15 protein-coding genes and 1 riboswitch are annotated in these 17,473 nt (G+C 44.3%); of the genes, 8 read left to right on the top strand and 7 right to left on the bottom strand.

Going from position 1 to position 17,473, the window contains the following annotated elements; genetic code table 11:
• Positions 1-17: 17 nt before the first annotated feature.
• A complete protein-coding gene (locus CXF60_RS09930; RefSeq protein ID WP_102091808.1) occupies positions 18-1,406 on the top strand; it encodes an oxygenase MpaB family protein in 1,389 nt (462 codons plus the stop codon).
• Between the two features lie 132 nt (positions 1,407-1,538).
• Here CXF60_RS09930 and CXF60_RS09925 read toward each other — a convergent pair whose 3' ends face one another.
• A complete protein-coding gene (locus tag CXF60_RS09925; RefSeq protein ID WP_102091807.1) occupies positions 1,539-2,273 on the bottom strand; it encodes an NUDIX hydrolase in 735 nt (244 codons plus the stop codon).
• Positions 2,274-2,892: 619 nt separating this feature from the next.
• On the opposite strand from CXF60_RS09925, the gene CXF60_RS09920 reads away from it, so the two are divergent.
• The 3 genes from CXF60_RS09920 to CXF60_RS09910 all read left to right on the top strand — a co-directional run bounded on the left by CXF60_RS09920 (position 2,893) and on the right by CXF60_RS09910 (position 5,816).
• Positions 2,893-3,708, top strand: a complete 816-nt coding sequence (locus CXF60_RS09920; RefSeq protein WP_102091806.1) for an SDR family oxidoreductase — start codon at positions 2,893-2,895, stop codon at positions 3,706-3,708.
• Positions 3,701-4,984, top strand: a complete 1,284-nt coding sequence (locus CXF60_RS09915; protein ID WP_228707100.1) for an AGE family epimerase/isomerase — start codon at positions 3,701-3,703, stop codon at positions 4,982-4,984. The genes CXF60_RS09920 and CXF60_RS09915 overlap by 8 nt, the downstream gene beginning before the upstream one ends.
• A 268-nt stretch (positions 4,985-5,252) precedes the next feature.
• Positions 5,253-5,816 carry an NUDIX hydrolase gene (locus CXF60_RS09910; protein WP_102091805.1) on the top strand — a complete coding sequence of 188 codons (564 nt, stop codon included), beginning with the start codon at positions 5,253-5,255 and terminating at the stop codon, positions 5,814-5,816.
• 82 nt (positions 5,817-5,898) lie between these two features.
• Here the strand turns inward: CXF60_RS09910 and CXF60_RS09905 are convergent, their stop codons facing one another.
• Positions 5,899-8,979 carry an insulinase family protein gene (locus CXF60_RS09905; RefSeq protein WP_102091804.1) on the bottom strand — a complete coding sequence of 1,027 codons (3,081 nt, stop codon included), beginning with the start codon at positions 8,977-8,979 and terminating at the stop codon, positions 5,899-5,901.
• A gap of 292 nt (positions 8,980-9,271) precedes the next feature.
• Here CXF60_RS09905 and CXF60_RS09900 point away from each other — a divergent pair, with 292 nt between their 5' ends.
• Together CXF60_RS09900 and CXF60_RS09895 are read left to right on the top strand one after the other, a co-directional pair.
• The gene (locus CXF60_RS09900; protein ID WP_102091803.1) at positions 9,272-9,733 is read left to right on the top strand and encodes a universal stress protein; all 462 of its coding nucleotides are present in this window, start codon (positions 9,272-9,274) and stop codon (positions 9,731-9,733) included.
• A gap of 99 nt (positions 9,734-9,832) precedes the next feature.
• Positions 9,833-10,294, top strand: coding sequence for a universal stress protein (locus tag CXF60_RS09895; RefSeq protein ID WP_057761630.1), 462 nt, complete (start codon positions 9,833-9,835; stop codon positions 10,292-10,294).
• A gap of 122 nt (positions 10,295-10,416) precedes the next feature.
• On the opposite strand, the gene CXF60_RS09890 is transcribed toward CXF60_RS09895, so the two are convergent.
• Positions 10,417-11,346 (bottom strand): LysR substrate-binding domain-containing protein, encoded by a 930-nt coding sequence (locus tag CXF60_RS09890; RefSeq protein ID WP_102091802.1) that lies wholly within the window; start codon positions 11,344-11,346, stop codon positions 10,417-10,419.
• A gap of 220 nt (positions 11,347-11,566) precedes the next feature.
• On the opposite strand from CXF60_RS09890, the gene CXF60_RS09885 reads away from it, so the two are divergent.
• Positions 11,567-12,688, top strand: a complete 1,122-nt coding sequence (locus CXF60_RS09885; protein WP_102091801.1) for a YeiH family protein — start codon at positions 11,567-11,569, stop codon at positions 12,686-12,688.
• A gap of 240 nt (positions 12,689-12,928) precedes the next feature.
• Here the strand turns inward: CXF60_RS09885 and CXF60_RS09880 are convergent, their stop codons facing one another.
• The gene (locus tag CXF60_RS09880; protein ID WP_045453470.1) at positions 12,929-13,138 is read right to left on the bottom strand and encodes a cold-shock protein; all 210 of its coding nucleotides are present in this window, start codon (positions 13,136-13,138) and stop codon (positions 12,929-12,931) included.
• Between the two features lie 243 nt (positions 13,139-13,381).
• Positions 13,382-13,804: a YbaN family protein gene (locus tag CXF60_RS09875; RefSeq protein WP_101206048.1), complete on the bottom strand. Its 423-nt coding sequence runs from the start codon at positions 13,802-13,804 to the stop codon at positions 13,382-13,384.
• Positions 13,805-14,292: 488 nt separating this feature from the next.
• A riboswitch (TPP riboswitch) is annotated at positions 14,293-14,409 on the top strand.
• A 174-nt stretch (positions 14,410-14,583) separates the two neighbouring features.
• Here CXF60_RS09875 and CXF60_RS09870 point away from each other — a divergent pair.
• Positions 14,584-15,480, top strand: coding sequence for an ABC transporter substrate-binding protein (locus CXF60_RS09870; protein ID WP_102091800.1), 897 nt, complete (start codon positions 14,584-14,586; stop codon positions 15,478-15,480).
• Positions 15,481-15,589: 109 nt separating this feature from the next.
• Here CXF60_RS09870 and CXF60_RS09865 read toward each other — a convergent pair whose 3' ends face one another.
• Both CXF60_RS09865 and CXF60_RS14470 read right to left on the bottom strand, forming a co-directional pair.
• Positions 15,590-16,888 (bottom strand): VWA domain-containing protein, encoded by a 1,299-nt coding sequence (locus tag CXF60_RS09865; protein ID WP_102091799.1) that lies wholly within the window; start codon positions 16,886-16,888, stop codon positions 15,590-15,592.
• Between the two features lie 8 nt (positions 16,889-16,896).
• Positions 16,897-17,473, bottom strand: a 577-nt coding sequence (locus CXF60_RS14470; protein ID WP_180958131.1) for a hypothetical protein, incomplete at its 5' end; no start/stop codon positions are given.

The following is a 17,473-nucleotide window of genomic DNA, read 5'->3' as shown; positions in this document are numbered from 1 at the left end:
AATGGTACTTGATAATTATGGATAAGAAAATCATCAATACGGCAAGTACTCCAACTGACAAACCTGACTTTCAGTCATCGAACGCTCCATCATCGAACGCTTATCAGCGTCATGGACGTACCACTGCTATCGATGACCATAGCGATTTGCAGGTTTTAAAACGCATTAAACGTTATCTATTACCAAAAGACTTTACAATATCGCCTGCTCTACTTGATGAGATCGTGGCAGGTTACGATATTGGCGATCCACTCGCAGACGCGTTAGCTGCTCAAAGCATAAAATTTGCAAAGCCTTTACAGCATACTATTCTTGGCGATAATTCAAATCATAATCCTGCGAACAATGGCCTTGTAAACAAGGACCTTGCAACCAACCCATCATTTAAAGCGCTCACTGAGCAATTTAGCAGCCATCCTGATTGGTTCGACCCAAAGCTTGCTCGGATAGGTGCGGTTGCCTATCGGCGCTATCCACTCATGCTCATTTGGCTACTGCGTAATGTTGCTTTGATGGCTGGCTATAGCATCCCTGCCCTCTCGCTACCGCTCATTCAGACGGGCGCACTGATGCACGATGCGCTACCACGACTGATGCGTACTTATGCCTATATCTTGGCCGTGTCTGAACACCCTTCATCTAATATGAGCGCAGGCAATCAAAATAAACCTGTCGAGCAAGTGCTGGCCATTGGCTCTGAGGGCTGGCGACAATCGATCCAAGTACGTCAGATACATACCTTGGTAAGGCAGAACCTACTCAAAGGTAAAGGCAATGCTGCTACAGGCGTGATACCAAACGCCGAGCAACATCATAACCCTGATGGTAGTTGGAATACTGACTATTGGGGCATCCCTATCAATCAAACCGATATGATTGCCACCCACTTACAGTTCTCGTTACTAATTATGCGCGGTCTAAGATTGTTAGGCGCACGTATTAGCACAGAAGAAGCTGAAGGTATCCTGCATCTATGGAATCTTGCCAGTTATTGGATGGGTGTTGATCTAGATCGTTTACCAAAAGATGAGGCCGCGTGTTGGGAATGGCTCTATACCTATCTATCGATACAGCAGCTAGATTTTAAGATGGGTCAGCCATTGGCAAAAGCATTGCATGATTTACCGCGTCAGCTGATGGGTGAAGACAATCGGCGTGGACGTTTTGTTGAAATGGTCAACGCAAGTGTCACTCGCACCTTAGTTGGTGATGATATAGGCGATGGGCTGGACTTACCAAAATCGAAGATACGCTTTGGCGTGTTATCTTCTGTACCGATTCTTTTTGCGCTCGATACTGCACGGCAGCATAATTCGTCCGTTGCTCATAAGCTAGAAGCATTCCGTGCCAAGCGCCAAGACAATATGAACTGGTGGCTTAAGAAAAATGATGATTATTATAAATAGATGACCATAGTCATTCCACTATAAAAGCATTACTGCGTTAACCTCGTTTGAAGTATCACATATACATCTACACTCGGTTGCCTTGTACTACTTTTGAATTGCATCGACTATATTATAAGTAGATGACATTTATCAGCGTTTTTTTTCTACGCGGTAATACCATTCGAGCTGTCGATCAAACCCTGTTTCTAATAGGTTGGCAATTACCCGTCCTGTTAGTCCCCACACTGTCTCACCATCGACCTGCCAGCTCGGCGTCAGTATGGTAGCCATTTGCTCTTGCATCTTATACTCAATTTCATACTCTACCGTTGGTTGAGTGACTAACGATTCTAAGTCTGCCCAAAAGATACGTGATATTTCTCCCGCTTCAGGAACTAGCACTAGACCTGGGGCGATGAGTGCCACGATTGGACGTACGCTCATACCACTTTTTGAAGTTTGGATCGGTAGCTGACCAAGCAATTGGACTTTATTGGGTGGTAGCGCTGTTTCTTCACAGGCTTCACGCAATGCAGTAACGACATTATTACCATCGCCTCGATCATGTTTACCACCCACACAAGACACTTCACCCGCATGACTGTTCATATGGGCGGCGCGGCGTGTTAATAGTAGTTTAGGCCTGCGCTCATGAGTAATAGCGACCAGTATTGAGGCATCAGCAATCGGTGTCTGATATAGGCTGTCTAATACACGGCTACTATGAGAGGCATTATGTGCCTCGTACATCGCCGGACTTGTCAGCGCATTTAAGGTCTCATGTTGCACTCGTTCAGCTAATTGACGAAGCGTCGGATGACGAATAAAACTTGGGACAGCGACGCTAAACTTGTTAAAGAAATCAATATTTTCGGGTACGGTCATTATCAAATCCTATGAGTGGTCATCTTCATATTATTCATGAAAATGCCTGTGCCAGCATACCAGTATAACCTGTTGCTAGTATGGCAGCCTTTCTTATTAGTCCGACTATCGCTTTAGTAGATGCATCTCATATTGATGTCGTTTCAGGCAAAGTGCGACTTATTAACGTATCGGCTGATTGCTATACATATATCGGGTAATTATGATAAATATAAAATTTCTTGCCGCTTATGTATATGCTTTGTTATCTAGACTAAGTCTCTATCAAGGTGAATATTTCAACTAAATGACTGTTTTTTTTCCGTGCCTTCACAACTTTTTAAATCACTAAATTCCTTATCTCGTCTTTCTTAGACGGTGATAACTTTATTGAATAAGACTTTCCCAATATCCTTTTTTCTTGATATTCGTTCATGGTAATAAGTCTCATAACCGCATTTTAAATTACCAAACATTAACCTAGTAATATTTCAAAAAATGTATCTGAGCATTATGATAGTTGTTAGCAGGGCTATGAGGCGGACATTCTAAAATAGCATTATAAAAATATCGATGCCAGCGTCATAGGTTTGCTGTAACAAAAATAGATGACACCTCAAACGAACGAAGGATACAGATTATGACAGACCAAATCGACAACATGATGCCACCTGCTGAATACATCAATGATAATTATAAAGGCTCAGGAAAACTGGCTGATAAGCGCGTTTTAATCACTGGCGGAGACAGTGGTATCGGTCGCGCAGTGGCTTTTCATATGGCACGCGAAGGTGCCAAAGTTGCCATCCTTTATCACTCTGATGAAGAAAGCGCGAATGAGACGCGTGAAGGTATTGAAGCAGAAGGCACAGATGCGTTGGTATTGCAGGGTGATACCGCAGATAGTAGTAGTTGCAAAGAGGCAGTAGAAGCCGTCGTGACAAAATGGGGCGGCATTGATGTGTTAGTCAACAATGCTGGTATGCAAAAGCCGTATCATGACCTGTCTGAAGTCAGTGATGAAGACTGGCAACAGCATTTTGATGTCAATATGGCAGGAATGTTTTATGCAACCCGCGCCGCCCTTGAGTATATGAAAGAAGGCGATAGCATCATCAATACCACCTCAGTGAATGCGTATGTCGGCAATGATGTATTGGTGCCGTACACCGCAACCAAAGGCGCTATCGTTGGCTACACCCGTGCGCTATCGCAACAACTACTTAGTCGCGGTATTCGTGTTAATCAGGTGGCGCCAGGTCCTGTAGTGAGTGAGATTCAACTGGTTTTTAAAGACTTTGATAAAGATATTTTAGAGTCCATGTCTTCACCAATGGGTCGTATGGGTCAGTCACGTGAGATGGGTGCTGCCTATGTATTCCTGGCTTGCCAAGACAGTAGCTTTGTGACTGGTCAGACCTTGCACATAAACGGAGGAATGATTACCAATGGCTGATATCATGGATTCTCCTGACTCCTCTGATTTGCTATCTGTCTGTTGGGCAGATAGCAGTACTCATCGCCATTGGTTGCTTGCTGAAGGACAACGTTTGCTCGAACATTATGCCAAAGCACGCGTGCCCTCAGGGTTTGCTACTCTCGGTCACGATGGCAACATGGTAGATGACACTGCAAAGAGCATCATCACTGCGAGGATGGTTCACTGCTATGCGCTAGCGGCACTAATGGGTATACCGGGTGCAGCAACACTTGCTGACCATGGCCTAGATGCGTTGCTTGATGGCCCATTACGCGACTCAGTACATGGCGGTTGGTTCAGTGATGCTTCTTCAACTCATGAAAACCCATCACGCAAAAACGCCTATCTACATGCGTTTGTCGCGCTTGCTGGCGCTTCTGCTAGCATTGCTGGTCGCCCGCGCGGTTCAGAGCTCATGCAAGCGGCAATAACCATTATCGATCAGTATTTCTGGCTAGAAAATGAACAATCGATGCTGCCTTCTTTTGCGGCTGACTGGTCTGATCCAGAATATTATCGCGGCGCCAATTGTAACATGCATACGACCGAAGCCTGCTTAGCACTGGCAGATGCCACGGGTGAGCTGCGTTGGCTAGACCGCGCACTACACTTAGCAAAGCGTTTCGGTCATGATATTCCTAGTACTTACGATGGTCGCCTACCTGAACATTTCGATAGTGGGTGGAATCTGTTGCCCGACTACGATGCGAATGAACCTTCTGATGACCTACGACCTTGGGGACTCACACCTGGTCATTTTGCAGAATGGGCAGGACTGCTGCTCAAGATTGAGTCTGCATGTATCGCGCATGGTTATGACGTACCTGATTGGTTGTTACCCGATGCCGTTGCATTATTCGATAGCGCTATCTCTCGTGGCTGGGCACCTGACGGTCAGTCCGGCATGGTTTATACCATTGGCTGGGATGATGAGATTTCAATATCAAACCGTCCTTACTGGGTACAGGCTGAAATGGCAAATACCGCGCTAATGCTATCGCGCCGTACGGATGATCCGCGCTTTGAACTTTACTATCGCTTAGCTTGGGATTATATCGCCAGTACTTTGATTGATCTTGAGCACGGCGGCTGGCGTCATGAGGTAGATGCAGATGGCAATTTAAGTACGGTCGTGTATCCGACGCGCGAAGATCTTTATCATGACTTTCAAGCCACTGTAACACCATTGATTCCTATTTCTGCGTCGGTAGCTGGTGGTCTACGCACACAGTTGCTCGAAACAAAAACCTAACTGCTATGACCTAATTTTTATGACCTAATTCCTAAGTAGGATATACTCGATAAGATAAGAACGCTCTGATGGCGATTGAAATGCGCTGTTAGAGCGTTTTCATTGTAATCATAAAAATTAAATAAAATAGCTTTTCTCATTAAAAGTAAAAGGATATGCTTAAAAGCATTTTCCACTATCGTTGCTGTATACAAAAGCAAACATCAGCATGGCGAAAAAACTTTTAAGATAAGTGGACACACAATATTTATTAATAAAGGTAGTTGATATGCGCTATTGCCTCCAATGCGGTCATGAAGCAGAACGAAAAATCCCACCTACGGACAATATGCCGCGTTTGGTATGCCCCAATTGCCACTATATCCACTACGAAAACCCAAAAGTTATCTGTGGCTCGCTGGTGGTACATGAAAATAGAGTACTACTCTGCCGCCGTGCCATTGAGCCACAATATGGGCTATGGACGATACCTGCAGGTTTTATGGAAAATGGTGAGACCATGGCTGAGGGTGCTGCGCGCGAGAGCTACGAAGAAGCTGATGCTATCGTACTAAATCCGCATCTATACTGCATTTATGATTTGCCAGATATTGGGCAGATCTACTCTATTTATCTGGCCGATCTAAAAGATGGCGCGTATGGTATTGGCTCAGAAAGTCTCGACTGTGCACTGTTTAGCGAAGAAGACATCCCATGGGATACACTGGCATTTGAAGCCATTCGCCGTACTCTAAAAAGCTACTTTGCTGATCGTAAGCAGTATAACGAGTTGTCAGAATTTCCGATTCATCAAGACAAAATTGGCAAAGATTTGAGTATCAAACGATATTAGTCAATTACCTAACCGCAAAAAGCCAAGCATGATGCTTGGCTTTTCTGTGCTTAACTTTTAATCAAAAATAAACCTAATTGTCTTAGCTCTTTATTCTACAAACCTCAAAACCAAGACCTTTTACCGTCTCTTCTTTGTCGTAAGGCGCTAGTACTGCACGTACATGCTTTTGCCCTTGTAGATATTGCTTAGCAACGCGCTGCAAATCAGCGACTGTCACGGCCAATATTGACGCACGCATTTTGCGCTGCCAGTCGACACCGCGATGATGTAGATTTGCAAAGCAGGCTTTGATTGCTTCTCCTGCAGGAGAGCCTGGCTTATCCATGCCTGAGATAATACCTAAAATAGCTTCTTCCAATTGCTCATCGGTCTGTGGCTCGTTTAATAACCACTCGATACTGGCTTCAAAGTGAGCAAAGGTCTCAGCACATTGTGGATCACGATAGCTAAAGAATTTAAAGGCACAAGCGTTGGCATCGTAACCTGCACCGCCACCGTAGGCACCGCCGCGCTCACGAATCGCACTGTGCAAATAACCGTTACGTAAGTAAGGCGCTAATACCATGAGTGCAGCGGTATCAGGATGGTCAGCAGCAGGTACAGTATAAGCACTGGCATTGTGATAGACGTTGGTTGGCACTAACCACGCTAAATCTGCAACATCTAACACGTCGTTTTTAACATCGTCGCCATTCTCTAACGTCTTACCCGCATCAGTCGCACCATTTAACGCAGTATCTAATTGCAGGTTTGCAAACTCACTTGGGATATTTGCTGCTTCGTTCGTTAGATCATTAGAAGCGGTCGTCGCTTGGCTGTCTTTCCAGCTATCGACGATTAAGCTACTCAAGCGTTCGGTTTGCTCGGCTTCACAGATAATAACCGCATGCTTAGGCAAGCTGATTAAACGCTGATGTAAATCCATCAGACTGGTTGCCAATTTATCCCACTGCGCATCATCCGTACTGGCATGGGCTAAGAAATCTTTTAGCGCGTTTAGTGCTGGCAGACCGCTGCGCACATACTCTAACTGCGCTTGGCGACTCATACCACGACTGGCCGTTTGCATGGCATAAGAGTGCCCTGAGCCCGCTAAGTTTGACTGCCAACCCGCTTGACGCTGCTGCAAGATTTCTTTGATACGGTCATGCTCAGAAAAGATACTGTGCTCCATCACTTCTTTGAGCAAATCAATCGCTTCAGGCTTACGATTTAGCGCACGCGTTGCCACGACAAAGTAGCTGCTAATCGCTTGGCTATCATCGACGTTGGTACGTTGACTAATACGAGCGGTCACACCAGAAGAATGCGCGGCCTGCTTGGCTTGCATCTCATGAGCACTAAGCGAGTCAGTACCTAGCTCAGATAATAGACTTAAATAAATAGGCAACAATGGATGATTAATCACATCATTAACTGGTAGCGCATCTGCGCTCGTATTACCAATTGCTTCAGTGAGTGGGACAATCACTTGATAGTAATAAATGCCATTAGTGCCAGCTTCATACTCAAATAGCGTGCTGTCTTGCCCGCTCAAACGCACCTGCTTTTGGGTGCCTTCTTTAAAGCTAATATCTGTTGGTACGTCTTCTAGACCTACTTTTGGTAATAAGCTTAAATCATCTGGCGCGGCTTGACGTGCAGCCAGATCTAAGGCTTGTTGCTTCAAGATAGCTTTGTCATCAGCAGTCAAATTCATCGCGATAGTATCCAAACGAGTCTGCTCAGCTGCTGCCAAACGGGCTGTTTTTTCGCTATCAGGCGTCATCGTTACGCGTACGCGATGCTGATTGTCCAATAGATGCGTCTTAATCAAGTTCGGTAGCCACTGTGGATCGACGACTTGCTCGCGTAGCCACTGTAGATGCTCGTCTACTTCCCAAACGTCGATAGGGTTGCCATCATGAATGGCGGTACTAAAGCCCTCTAGCATAAGGTTTAGACCATAAGGAATGCTATCGCCGCCGATGTGACGCTGATCAATCTCAATCTGATGCAGAATGGTTTCGATTGTCTCATCATCAACTGGTGAATTGGCCACTTCGATCAGCAAATCAATAATGCCCTGCTCGACCGCTTCGGCATGTTCAGGGTTAGAACCGCGCAGTCCCGTATAAAAGACCATCTCATAATGACTGTCATCAAGTCCCAATAGCGGACTTGGCGCTTTACCCAGTGGATGGCTGTCAAGATAAGCACGCAATGGCGAGCCTGCATGCTCAATCAATACGCCTTCTAGCAGACGTAACGCTAAGCGCTGCTTAGGATCGGTAATCGATGGCAATAACCAAGCAACCACATGATGCGTCTGATCTGGGCCCGCTTCATCAGCAGTATAAGTATCGACTGCGCTGATTGGTGCAGACAAACGCTGCTCTGGACGCGATACATGCTTCTTGCCTGCCTCAAATTGAATCAAAGCATCTTCGTGTATTTTCGCTTGCGTCTCGGCAACAGGAATATTACCGAAGCTCATGATGACACTGTTTGACGGATGATAATGACTCTGGTGAAACTCGGTCAACTCAGTGTGCGTCAAGTCAGGAATATCGGCAGGATCGCCGCCTGAATTATAATGATAGGTCGTCGTTGGGAACAGATGATGAGCAACCGTATGATATAGCTGATCAATCTCGCCACTCATCGCGCCTTTCATTTCATTAAAAACGATACCCTTAAACTGCGGCTTATCATTTTCATCAAGCTCCACGCGAATGCCTTCTTGAGCAAAATCGAGCGGATGGATATTTGGGAAAAACGACGCATCAAGATATACAGCAAGCAAGTTAAAGTAGTCATTTTTGTTTTGCGTTGCATACGGATAGGCTGTCCAATCAGCTGCGGTCATCGCATTCATAAATGTGTTTAATGAACGTTTAATCATTGAGAAAAATGGATCACGTACTGGGAACTTATTAGAACCACATAATGCCACGTGCTCTAAGATGTGCGCCTCGCCTTTTGAATCCATCGGCTGGGTGCGAAATCCGACCAAAAACGCATTTTCATCACTTGGGTGTGCCAGATGATAATGCATCGCTCCTGTTTTTACATGCTGACTGATCAGCACATCCATCGATAGCGCCTCAATATGGCGATGCTCAATCAGCTCAAATGCTGGATGCAAGGTTAAATCAGCAGTAAATGGCGTGTCCGTCATAGTTATCCTTATCGCTTATTATGCGTATAGTGCCCTGAATGCCAGGGAAAATAGAGTAATAAATTGGCTGAAAAAGAGTTGGCTTAGCGCTATTAGTGGGGCTGCGACATGGATAAGTCAAGGCATCAGTCACGCAATAATCCACCACATAACCTACGCGGCTAGCAACTTTAGCTATTAAAGCCTTATAGTTACAAACTTATCAATATCCACAATTTTATTATGGATTTATTACTTAACAAAGGTGATTTGCACTGCTACTATAAAGTTAATGACTAACTAGGAGTACCTTATGAGCTACCAACATGTTTTACTGGTCACTGACTTACTATCCGATGCGGACAAAGTGGCGCTAAAAGCCAAACGTATTCTCGCAGGCTCTCCTGAAGCCAGACTGTCTGTCTTGCATATAGTCAAAGATGACATGGTTCGCTTCGGTTACGAGCTCGTGCCTGCCTCTAGCCTCTCGGGTGATGTCGATAGTGAAAAGTGGCAAGAAGCACGGGCGAAATTAGCGCAATTTTTGGCACGTAACGAGCTAGAAGCAATCAACTCTGAGGTCACCGCTGCCATCTCTAACAGCAAAGGTATCATTAACTATTGCCGTGAAAAAGACGTTGACTTACTTATCATTGGACGCCATGAGCGTCATGGTATCGCTGCTTGGTTGGTAGGAGCAACAGCCGATAGTATCTTGCCAAATGTCCCTTGCGACAGCTTAGTGGTGAAGCTTGATCAGCCTGTCTTGGAATAATTGGTATCGCTCCCATCCGCTGCTAAAGACGACAAGCTTTACTTAACAGCGCCCTAGAGTAGTGCTATAGTAAATACTATCTGACATGAGGAAGACGCTATGAGTTACGAACATATTTTACTGGTCACCGACTTACTCTCTGATGCAGATATAGTCGCCCAAAAGGCCAAGCGCATCGTCGAAAACCGTCCAGGCTCTAAGCTATCTGTTTTGCATATTGTCAAAGACACTATGGTTGGCTTCGGCTATGAGCTGGTGCCTGCCTCTAGCCTTTACGATGAGATTGATGATGAACGCTGCCAAGAAGCACGTGCAAAGCTGGCGCAATTCCTTGAACGCAATCAGCTAAATGCAGCAACGTCAGAAGTCACGACTGCCATCTCTAGCAGTGAAGGTATCGTTAGCTACTGCCATAAACACGATGTCGATTTATTGGTCATCGGTCGTCATAAGCGTACGGGTATAGCTGCATGGATCAGTGGGGCAACTGCGGATAATATCTTGCCCAATGTACCTTGCGACAGCTTTGTGGTGCGACTGGACAAGCCTGTTTCAGCATAACAATATACTTTGATTGTCTTATATTATTAAAGAATCTCTAAAAAAAAGCGCAGCGTAACTTTTAACGCTGCGCTTTTTTATGGTTAATAGGTTTTAGGTTCATCCAGACTCATCGTTTAACCTTACTGAATAATATCTATAAAGGTTTGCCAAATGGGGCTTTGGTGACGGGCTTTATGCCAGACCAGCCACCATGTGCGTGATAGATCAATCCCCGCCACGTTCACTTGCACTAGCTCACCTGTCGCAAGCTCTGTCTCAATCACATGCTGCGATAGACAACCAAGCCCAATATCTGCATTCACCATGTGCTTGATGGCCTCTGATTGATGTATCGCCTTCACCACTTCTGCATTAGGTAGATACTTAAGCAATTGCTCATCGATAATCTGCCGTGTGCCTGACCCTGCCTCGCGCACCAGTAACGGCAACTGCGCTAGCTGATTGATACTTAGCTGATAGTAGTCCTTATCTTGGCTATAGGTAGCTATACCCTTTAGCCACTTGCTATCACGCTTGGCAAATATCATTAGCGTATCGGTACGCCATTTGTGCTGCTCAATAACTTTCATATCTACCGGACGCGGCATTCCTTCTACCAGCGCGATATCGATATTGAGTTGCTCAACTTCGCTCACTACCTCTTGCGTATTGGCAATATACATATCGACATTGGCATCGGGTAGCGCCTCATAGAGCTTGCCAAGCAATGACGGCAGCACGTAGTTGCCGATAGTGGTACTAGCACCGATATGAATCTGTCCTGCTTGATACTGATGATAATGCTCCAGCGTAAGTGACTGCCCCAAGATAGCCTGTGCCTGTATATAAATCGGATGGGCATTGGGGTGTTGATTGAGCCGACGACCGACGCGCTCAAACAGTGGCATCTGTAGTCTAGACTCTAGCTCTGTCAATGCGCTGCTGACTGCTGATTGTGATAAATGCAGCTCCTCACTGGCGCGACTGGTGCTGCCTGTCTGATAAATACTGACAAAAACAGCAAGCTGCTTAAGCGTAATCTTTGGCACTGTCTGCACAGATTTTTTCATAATATTGATATTGCCTGATGCCAGTTTTTGCGCTGTTTTATTCGTGACGTTTGTCTTTTTTGATGCTTATGCGCGGTACATCGACTTCTATCATAAACTTTAACCTAAAAAATCGATAGTTTATATCTTATTAATCTGTTTTTATTATAAATGTAGCGGGCATATACTGTCTATTCATAAGCTTATGCTTATCTTAATATAAGTAATAGGATGCCGCATCATGCACACACTCGTCCAATCAGTCAGCAACTCCGTTCACAACTATACCCCTAATCACCGTCACTTGGCGGGATTGGTAGTCGTTCTGATTGGTAGTTTATTTTGCTTATGGTTGGACAGTAGTCTGGATGTATGGTCAAACGGACGTATCGTTGGACTATCCTCTTTAACGTTAGCGATTTTGCTAGGCATGATATTAGGCAATACCGTCTATCCTAAATTCGCTGAACGTTTAAACGGCGGCGTTTGCTTTGCCAAGGGTCAGATATTGCGACTTGCGATTATGTTTTATGGGTTTAAGCTGACCATAACACAAGTTGCGAGCGTCGGTATGCCAGCGATTATGACTGACGCACTGGTACTAACATCGACCTTTATGCTGACCTATTGGTTAGGTACTAGATGGTTAAAAGTCGATAAAGAAACGGTGATCTTGATTGGCTCAGGGGCAAGTATTTGCGGTGCTGCTGCTGTCATTGCTGCAGAGCCAGTCGTCAACGCGCAAGCTCATAAAGTCACTATCGCCGTTGCAACTGTGGTGGTTTTTGGCACTATCGCAATGCTACTTTATCCTTTTTTATATCATCTTGGTTGGTTACAGCCTTGGCTCAGCGCCCAACAGTACGGCATGTACACTGGCTCAACCGTGCATGAAGTAGCGCAAGTCGTAGTCGCGGGCAATGCAATCAATACTGAGATTGGCGATACCGCGGTCGTGACCAAGATGATACGCGTCATGATGCTCGCGCCTTTCCTGCTTGTGTTATCGTTTGCGCTAACCAAAGATCGTACCGTAGATAGTGCAGATGTAGAAGAAGATAATAAAAACGAGACAGCGTCATTTATGACTCGGGTCAAACAAGTCAAAGTGCCATGGTTCGCATTTATTTTTATCGGCATTGTGTTGATACATACTTGGGTGCCGATGTCTGAGAGTATCGTACGCAGTATGGTTATGTTGGACGATGTACTACTGACGATGGCCATGTTTGCATTAGGTCTGACCACGCATCTAAGTGCGATCAAGCAAGCTGGCGTTAGACCGCTTATATTGGGTGCCATTATGTTTGGTTGGTTGATACTGGGCGGTGGTCTGATCAATATCGGCATTAGCTTTATATAATAATTCGACTGTTCATTTTTAGCTTATTACTTCATTGCACAACATAAAAGGCCTCTAGTTATAAATAGCTAGAGGCCTTTTTGCATTGGTCGCGGTCTAATATGATTAGTTAAAATCTTTCGAATAAGACTTCTACTCGCTTAAGTACTCATATCTTAAATACCAAATCACAGACGAAAAAAAACGAACCCGAAGGTTCGCTTTTCTACATCTATTCATCTATCTGTCTATAAAGACAAATTAGATAGCAACGATGTTATGTGCTTGTGGGCCTTTTTGGCCTTGAGTTACAGTGAACTCAACTTCTTGGCCTTCAGCCAAAGTTTTGAAACCTGAACCAGTGATTTCGCTGTAATGAGCAAAAACGTCTGCGCCAGTTTCTGGAGCGATAAAACCAAAGCCTTTAGCTTCGTTGAACCACTTAACTGTACCTTTTTGAACGTCTGACATAGTATAATCCTACTTTTAAATTTATTAATGGTCTAGTGACCGGTAACGCTTGCAAATAGCTACTGAACGATAAATATTAAAACGAAGGATTATAACTAATACTACGAGGTAATGATTTGGTGCAGAACTGCTCTTAAGCTTGGGCGTATTATAAGGGGTACATCCCAGTATCGCAAGTCTTATCTCATATTTCGTGTAACCAGAGCCGTTTATTGACCGATTTTGGCACAAATTGCAACGGATTTAGGCATTTGGTAAACGGAACAAATATATCGCTACCCCACTACAGACAGTGGCTACCGCCCATGCCATCCACATCATATCAGCAGGCAAACGATAAAATAACATAATTGTCGATGCTGCCATCATAACCGTCGCTAAACACTTGGCATAAAGCGGAACGGCATGATTCTCTTCCCAATCACGGACGAATTTACCAAAGTATTTATGATTAATCAGCCAAAAATGAAAGCGTCGAGAACTACGCGCCCAGCAGCCTGCTGCTAGCAGAATAAAAGGCGCTGTAGGCATCACTGGCAGCAATATACCGATAATACCCAAGATAAAAAACAACCAACCAAGCGTCACAAAGGTCCAACGCAGCATTGGGCTGTTGGATTGATCAGTCTTGGGTCGGTAATAGAACGCTTTTTTATTGTCGGTCATATAAGTTGTCGGTCGTGTAAGTTGTCAGTTATGCCAAATGTCAATTGTCTAGAGTAGCGCCTATTATATAAGCAGCGGCATAGAAGGCTAATATAGAAGGCTAATATAGAAGGCTAATATAGAAGGCTAATATAGAAGGCTAATATAGAAGGCTAATCATGCAATATCGCCCGTCTGCGCTCAAGACTATTTATATAAGGTTTTTGCTATTGATAGGTATGTTTGGTTAGTAATTGGGTAAGTACTAATAATAAATGCTGCATTCTTCTATTAACACGTCGATTGAAAGCGCTTATAAAAAGCCGTCACAAATGAGAACTGTTATAAAGAGCGGTTAACGAACATCAGTCATTACTTGCCATCGTCATTCCCGATACGCTTGCATCCCATCTTGTAAGTCGTCTATGATGACGCAGTAGCTATCGATAATAGCCATTCGCAGTACTAATCAAAAATAGCAGTACTGCTCAAAAATAATGCAATAACAATCAATCTTGTCGGGGTGCTTTGATTTAAAGCTGTAAACACAGCCCACATCATCGCTGAGACACACCCGTGAACCTGAAGCAGTTAGCACTGACGTAGGAAACAAGCGTGACATACCCTCAGAGGTCTATAAATAAGAGCAGTCTATAGATGATGCACTGGTAGTGTTGACCATATCAAATACCGAGCATCTGACAGTTAGCATCGAGACTTTACCTTTCTTATTTGGCCTTTCTTGTTTTACCTTAATAGTATCAGTCTGATTGTTTTCCATACCTAAAAAGGAAACAACCATGCAGCCGACTACCAAACTTACTCTGACCCTCGAATGGTTTTTAAACCCTGATCATCTGCCCTTTATCGCTGGTGTGACCACGGGCGCGTATGAGCAGGCAGGGATTGATATTACTATCATCGAGCCAGATGACCACTATGATGGCTTTGCCGAATTACAAAACCAAAGTATCGATCTGCATGTCAATGAGCCTATCCATCTGTTTGAGCATTACGCGCCTAATTTACGTGCGCTAGGCTGCTTTTTTGAGACTGATGGCGGCATATTGATGCAGCAGTCTAGTATGGACAAGCTAGAAAACAATCAGCCTATCCGCATCTGTACCCCTGCTGCTGAGGAAAAAACCAATCGTATTGGCTTTGAGATATTGGCTCGCTATGCCAAGAAAAATGGCTTTAGTATTAGCCGTGATAATGTGACCTTTGTACAAAAAGACTTTTATCATATAAAAAACCTACAAGAAGACCCAAGCCTCGATGGCGCATGGCTTTGTTTTTATAATTTTGAAGGCGTTGAGGCAACCCATGAAGGATTAGACTTTGAGTTTATCGATCAGCATCTGTCACCTTATCCTAACTTCTCGGCGTTAGAGATTCTGACAACGGATGAGATCTATAGCGCGAAAAAAGATGCGATAGATACCTTTATCCAAGTGACCAACCAGATGACAGAACTGTGTAAAAACGAGCCAGCCACCGCTCACCGTATGTATTATGACTATAGTAAAACCGAAGCAGATACGCTGATGGATGCCATCATTGACAACACGCTAGGCAGATTGATCACGCCGATTAAGCCTGATGCAAATAAATGGGAAGAACTGCGCGAGATGCTAGCTGAAATCGATATCGTGACCTTGACTGATGAGCAGTATCAATCGCTGTGGGCGCTGTAGAGATTTTAGAAGTTAAGATATTTTGAGTCATAAAAAACCGCCATAGTGTTTGCTATGTCGGTTTTTTATTGAGCTGTAATCGAATAATGAGGTTAACGCAGTCATACTTTTATAGTGAAGTGACTATACCAAGTTGCTTGGCTTCTTTTAGCCACATTGGAAACTCTTCTAGCATGTTTTCATACAACGCTTCTTCGCTGATATCATCCAAGTCATCTAATTCAAAAAAGTCGCAATTATCAATCACGCGCCCTGTCATGTCGTCTAGTTTTTTTAGGATGCCATAACCACGACCACCCAAGCCCACAAATTGCCAAAATATCGGTAGTTTCGCCGCTTCCGTCATGACTCTCGTGATACCGCGATTGTCATTTACCCCGCCATCACTGATAAATAGCACGTAGACAGGCACATCCAAGCCGTCCTTTTGATAAAACTCTGTCACGGCTTTCATGACCTCTGCTTCATTATTAATGCGTGGGCCAAGTGCCCATTTGCGCCAGCCGCCATGAGCGTTGTTAATGAAACCGTCATAATTGCTCAGTCCAATCTCGCCCAAATACTGCGGATCTCGGGCAAATGCCCAGCAGTCTAGCGCTTGGTCGTCATCGAAGTTCACTGCCAATGGTAATATGCGATTGACTACTTCTTGCACGCGGCCTTTTTTGTACTGTCTATTCATTGAGCCTGAGGCGTCTAGCACCAACGCCACTTTTGCCGTTAATTGTTGTAATTGGCGTTTCTCAAGCGATATCGTGGCTTTTTTAGCCAGATTGACCAGTTTTGGCGCTTTGTCTAGCATCACCTTCTCTAACGACGGTTTTGCTTGAACTGGCGCTGCGGTCGGTTCGAGTACTTGTGGGCTGCCCTCTTCTACGTCACCGCCGAAATGCTGCACGATGGCGGCAAGTCCACCATTAAAGCCTTGCGCGACGTTAGATACTCGCCAAACGCCACCCTTACGGTAAAGCTGCATCAGCATACTGGCTTGCTGCTGGGCAAAGTCTGCTGCTTGATATTCTGCCTGCGCCTTTTGCGACTGCTGCCAAATGCCAATCTCTAACGATTGAATTTGATTCAGCGGCGTGTCGGCTGATAACACAAAAAACAAGCTGTCTATATTCGCATCCAGTTTGGATAAGTTAACCTCAAACTCAGCTTGGATGCCCTTACTCGCCGTTGGCTGCGACTCATAATGGGTGAGCTTGATCTGCCCGCACGGTGAGGTTGGCTGATTATAAAACACCATGTAATCATCATTGATCAGTTTGCCCGCTGCGTCTAAGGCAAAGCAGCTGATGTCCATTTCGATTGGACTTTGGCGTGTGAACTTAAGCGTGATTGGTGCGGTATCGTCAATAGCAAGATTGCTTAAAGGCGCGCGTTGTCCGACGGTGAGATGGTTCATGGTGTTCCTTAACGTTGAGTATGCCTCTTTACCGCAACAATAGTCTGCCAAGTAAGTATGACAAACAATATATAAAATAATAAGCTTGTAAATTCGAGACCCTCTCTACCCTGTAAGAATCTACTAAAAGGTAAAAAACTTTCTGCAATACTATTTGCTCTGACAGATAGAGTATTAAAATCACGATTCCAAAAATACTCGTTTTCAACAAAAAATCTATTGTGCCAATCAATAATTTCTGAGTAAATCACAACACTGATTACTAACCAAATTATGGGTAAAATATAATTACCACCAAAATTTGAAGCACATCTATTGAAAAAAAGTATAAAGCGATTAAACCATTCCCCACCTTTAATTTTCAGCTCTCTTCTATAAGCCTTCATTTCTTCGATAAAGAACCTGTTTGCCTCAATTTTATTGCCTGCATCATCAAATGAGTTTTTTATAATTCTAAATGTTTCGCGATTTGTGTTTATTGGACTAATATAAACATTAAGAAAGTTAGGTGTATCTTTTAAGTTAGTTTTTGAGAAGTCTAATCCAGAATTAAATTTAACTCCTCTAAAACTAGAGAAGTCCATA

This window comes from Psychrobacter sp. 4Bb (assembly GCF_002836735.1).
Classification (GTDB): domain Bacteria; phylum Pseudomonadota; class Gammaproteobacteria; order Pseudomonadales; family Moraxellaceae; genus Psychrobacter.
This window is presented reverse-complemented; position numbering and strand designations above follow the sequence as displayed.

What these genes read in the sequence shown, in the direction of transcription:
- CXF60_RS09930 (WP_102091808.1), top strand. Translation starts at nt 18, where the DNA reads ATGGATAAGAAAATCATCAATACGGCAAGTACTCCAACTGACAAACCT.
- CXF60_RS09925 (WP_102091807.1), bottom strand. Translation starts at nt 2,273, where the DNA reads ATGACCGTACCCGAAAATATTGATTTCTTTAACAAGTTTAGCGTCGCT.
- CXF60_RS09920 (WP_102091806.1), top strand. Translation starts at nt 2,893, where the DNA reads ATGACAGACCAAATCGACAACATGATGCCACCTGCTGAATACATCAAT.
- CXF60_RS09915 (WP_228707100.1), top strand. Translation starts at nt 3,701, where the DNA reads ATGGCTGATATCATGGATTCTCCTGACTCCTCTGATTTGCTATCTGTC.
- CXF60_RS09910 (WP_102091805.1), top strand. Translation starts at nt 5,253, where the DNA reads ATGCGCTATTGCCTCCAATGCGGTCATGAAGCAGAACGAAAAATCCCA.
- CXF60_RS09905 (WP_102091804.1), bottom strand. Translation starts at nt 8,979, where the DNA reads ATGACGGACACGCCATTTACTGCTGATTTAACCTTGCATCCAGCATTT.
- CXF60_RS09900 (WP_102091803.1), top strand. Translation starts at nt 9,272, where the DNA reads ATGAGCTACCAACATGTTTTACTGGTCACTGACTTACTATCCGATGCG.
- CXF60_RS09895 (WP_057761630.1), top strand. Translation starts at nt 9,833, where the DNA reads ATGAGTTACGAACATATTTTACTGGTCACCGACTTACTCTCTGATGCA.
- CXF60_RS09890 (WP_102091802.1), bottom strand. Translation starts at nt 11,346, where the DNA reads ATGAAAAAATCTGTGCAGACAGTGCCAAAGATTACGCTTAAGCAGCTT.
- CXF60_RS09885 (WP_102091801.1), top strand. Translation starts at nt 11,567, where the DNA reads ATGCACACACTCGTCCAATCAGTCAGCAACTCCGTTCACAACTATACC.
- CXF60_RS09880 (WP_045453470.1), bottom strand. Translation starts at nt 13,138, where the DNA reads ATGTCAGACGTTCAAAAAGGTACAGTTAAGTGGTTCAACGAAGCTAAA.
- CXF60_RS09875 (WP_101206048.1), bottom strand. Translation starts at nt 13,804, where the DNA reads ATGACCGACAATAAAAAAGCGTTCTATTACCGACCCAAGACTGATCAA.
- CXF60_RS09870 (WP_102091800.1), top strand. Translation starts at nt 14,584, where the DNA reads ATGCAGCCGACTACCAAACTTACTCTGACCCTCGAATGGTTTTTAAAC.
- CXF60_RS09865 (WP_102091799.1), bottom strand. Translation starts at nt 16,888, where the DNA reads ATGAACCATCTCACCGTCGGACAACGCGCGCCTTTAAGCAATCTTGCT.